This window comes from Trebonia sp. (genome assembly GCF_049794275.1).
In the GTDB taxonomy this organism is placed as follows: Bacteria; Actinomycetota; Actinomycetes; order Streptosporangiales; family Streptosporangiaceae; genus Trebonia.
The window spans coordinates 1-3077 of sequence record NZ_JBARCR010000268.1; the positions used below are offsets into that span (position 1 = coordinate 1).

The 3077-nt window shown below is 71.3% G+C and carries 5 protein-coding genes; 3 read left to right on the forward strand and 2 right to left on the reverse strand.

Annotation, left to right across the window (positions count from 1 at the left end):
- On the forward strand, nucleotides 1-780 hold a 780-nt coding region (locus WA805_RS07650), incomplete at its 5' end, for a helix-turn-helix transcriptional regulator (RefSeq protein WP_425241982.1).
- A 20-nt stretch (nucleotides 781-800) separates the two neighbouring features.
- The gene (locus WA805_RS07655; protein WP_422271208.1) at nucleotides 801-1820 is read left to right on the forward strand and encodes a synaptic vesicle VAT-1 family membrane protein; all 1020 of its coding nucleotides are present in this window, start codon (nucleotides 801-803) and stop codon (nucleotides 1818-1820) included.
- On the opposite strand, the gene WA805_RS07660 is transcribed toward WA805_RS07655, so the two are convergent.
- Nucleotides 1817-2161, reverse strand: a complete 345-nt coding sequence (locus WA805_RS07660) for an STAS domain-containing protein (RefSeq protein ID WP_422271211.1) — start codon at nucleotides 2159-2161, stop codon at nucleotides 1817-1819. The genes WA805_RS07655 and WA805_RS07660 overlap by 4 nt on opposite strands.
- A gap of 128 nt (nucleotides 2162-2289) precedes the next feature.
- On the opposite strand from WA805_RS07660, the gene WA805_RS07665 reads away from it, so the two are divergent.
- Nucleotides 2290-2649, forward strand: a complete 360-nt coding sequence (locus WA805_RS07665) for a MarR family transcriptional regulator (protein WP_425241983.1) — start codon at nucleotides 2290-2292, stop codon at nucleotides 2647-2649.
- Nucleotides 2650-2667: 18 nt separating this feature from the next.
- On the opposite strand, the gene WA805_RS07670 is transcribed toward WA805_RS07665, so the two are convergent.
- Nucleotides 2668-3077 (reverse strand): hypothetical protein (locus tag WA805_RS07670; RefSeq protein WP_425241984.1); only part of this gene is annotated, 410 nt, incomplete at its 5' end.

Below are 3077 nucleotides of genomic sequence, written 5' to 3' on the forward strand. Positions count from 1 at the left end.
GGGCTGCCCGCCGGCGGGCGCCGCCGGGCGGCCGGGCTGCGCCGTGAGGAACTCGCCATGCTGGCTGGCATCTCCGTCGACTATGTCACCCGGCTCGAGCAGGGCCGGGCGTCCAGCCCGTCCGCGCAGGTCGTCGAGGCGCTGGCGCGCGCACTGCGGCTGTCGGAGACCGAGCGGGCGCACCTGTTCCGGCTGGCCGGCCTGGTCCTGCCTGGCCCGGACACGGTGCCCAGGTACATCACCCCGAGCGTGCACCGGCTGCTCGACAGGCTGTCAGGGACCCCGGTCGCGGTCTCCGACGCGACCTGGACGCTGCTCACGTACAACCAGCCGTACGCGGCGCTGATGGGCGACCCGTCCGAGTGGCGCGGTAACCAGCGCAACGGCGTCTGGCGCAACCTGGTCGAGCCGCGGGCCAGCCGGGTCAGGCAGGCACCGGAGGCACGCCGCGCGTTCGAGGCCGCGCTCGTGTCGGACCTGCGTACGGCCACGGCCCGCTACCCGGCCGACCGGCGCCTGAGGCAGCTGGTCGCCGACCTGCACGCCAGCAGCCCCCGGTTCGCCGAGCTGTGGGATTCCGGCGCGGTCGGCCGCCACCAGGCCACCGAGCGCAAGACCATCGACCATCCGCAGGCCGGCACCCTGACGCTGGACTGCGACGTGCTCACCGTCCGGGGCAGTGATCTGCGCATAATGATCTACACCGCCGAGCCCGGTACCGAGGACGCCGAACGCCTCGCCCTGCTCACCGTGCTAGGCACCCAGGCTCTCATCGGCTAACGATCGGAGAGGGGCCGACCATGCGGGCGATATGGATCACGAGCTCAGCAGGACCCGCCGGACTGGAGGTGCGGGAATCGCCGGATCCCGTGCCAGGGCCGGGACAGGTGCGCGTCCGCGTCCGCGCGGCCGGGCTGTGCTTCGCCGAGGTAATGGCCGCCCAGGGGCTGTACCCCGACCGGCCGAAGCCACCGTGCGTGATGGGCTATGAGGTGGCTGGCGTCATCGACGCGGTCGGTGACGGCGTCGCTGACGACCTCGTGGATTCGCGGGTGATCGCGCTGACCAGGTACGGCGGCCATTCGGACGTGGTGTGTGTCCCCGCGGGGCAGGCGCTGCCCATCCCGGACGGCAAGGACTTCGAGGAGGCGGCCGCGCTGCCGGTGAATTACCTGACCGCCTATCACATGCTGTTCCGCGTCGCCTGCGTCCGCCCCGGTGAGCGGGTGCTCGTGCACATGGCCGCGGGCGGAGTCGGGACGGCGGTGCTGCAGCTGTGCCGGACCATCGACGGGGTGGTGACGTTCGGCACCGCCTCGGCCGCGAAGCACGAGGCGCTGCGCGCCCAGGGCTGCACCCACCCCATCGACTACCGCACGGCCGACTACGTGGCCGAGGTCCGCAGGCTGACCAACGGCGAAGGCGTGGACGTGGTGCTCGACTCGCTCGGCGGCGCGGACTGGCGCAAGGGGCTGAAGCTGCTGCGACCAGTCGGCCGGCTGGTCGCCTACGGGTTCGCCAACCTGGCCAGCGGCCAGCGCCGCCGTCCGGTGCACGTGCTGTCCCAGATCGCGAGCATGCCGCGGCTCACCCCTGTACAGCTGATGAACCGCAACAAGAGCGTCTGCGGTGTCCACATCGGGCGACTCTGGGACCAGATCCCGATGCTGCGCCAGGAACTGGGGGAGGTGCTGGCGCTCTGGGAAGCGGGCCGCATCACGCCGCGGATCGACGCCACGTACCCGTTCGTCAAGGCGGCCGACGCCCACCGCCGGATCCTGTCCCGGCAGAACACCGGCAAGATCGTGCTGACGCCCTAACCGGCGGATTCGGCGGCGTGCGTCACGGCCTCGTCCAGGCTGGCGAAGTGGGGTATCGCCTGGTCGATGCCGGTGATCTCGAGAACGCGCAGCACCGCGGCGGCCGGCACCGCCAGCAGCACCGCACGACCCTCAGCAAGGGCCTGCTTGTGGGCATCCACCAGGACACGAAGCCCGGCGGAGTCACAGAACCTGGTCCTGGTCATGTCGACCACGAGCGCCGGGGACCCGTCCGCGGCCGCCTGCAGCAGAGCCGTCCGCAGCCCTGGAGCGTTAGTGATGTCGACCTCCTCGGGCGCCGTCACGACACGCACGCCCCTGACCACGTCAACTTCAAGCATCGGAGCCACCTCCCCGGTCGCGCACTACCAGGATCGGCGCCCAGCCGGATTCCGTCAATAGATATGGGAACAAAACTTCACGTATTTAATCTCGCGATAATAGTCCCGCGAGAGATATAGTCAGGAGAGTGAGCGAGCCTGACGAGCGCGCGGGTGCCTGGACCCTGCTGACCGGGCACGGGCACGTGCTCGTGGAGATCGCCCGCAATCCCGATGCCCGGATCCGGGACATCGCCACCGTCGCCGGGCTCACCGAACGCGCGGTCCAGGCCATCGTGGCTGACCTGGAGGCCGCGGGCTACCTCACCCGCACCAGGACCGGGCGGCGCACCGCGTACACCGTGGATCCGGAGATGTTCTTCCGGCACCCTGCACAGGAAGGACACCGGGTCGGTCCGTTCCTTGCCCTGCTCGCCACGGTCGGCGACGCCAGGAACCGGGCAGAGCCGGAAAAGGATCACGGCGAGGCGGGCCAGGCAGGCGAATAAGCGCCCGCTGCCGGCCGCTCAAGCGCGCCTGGTCCAGGCGGTCCAGGCCGCCAGCCAGCCGTCGGTGAGCGCCCGCCGGGACTCCATCTCCGCGAACGCGCTGCTGCCCCGGTCCATGCGCAGCGCGCGGCCCATGTGGTCGGACCAGTAGCGTTCCCAGGCCTGCTGCGCCGGAAGGCTCGGCACGGCCTCGCCAAGCACGGCGTGCCGCAGGGTCTCGTCTATCGCGGCCGCGCGCAGCCGGGCATCGGCGGAGAACCAGGTGGCCTGTTCGGCCAGGTGCCCGAGGTGGTTCATGACCGACGTCACGACGTCGTCCGCCGCGCCCTTGGACGTCCCGGCGAGCCGCTGCTGCTCGCTGACCGCGCGCTGCCAGAGCGCGCTGCGCAGCCGCCCCCAGTTGGCCGGCTGCCGGAGCAGGCGTCCGC

Bases quoted from the DNA above. Each gene is read 5' to 3' on its own strand.
- WA805_RS07660 (WP_422271211.1), bottom strand. From the start codon at position 2,161: ATGCTTGAAGTTGACGTGGTCAGGGGCGTGCGTGTCGTGACGGCGCCC.
- WA805_RS07655 (WP_422271208.1), top strand. From the start codon at position 801: ATGCGGGCGATATGGATCACGAGCTCAGCAGGACCCGCCGGACTGGAG.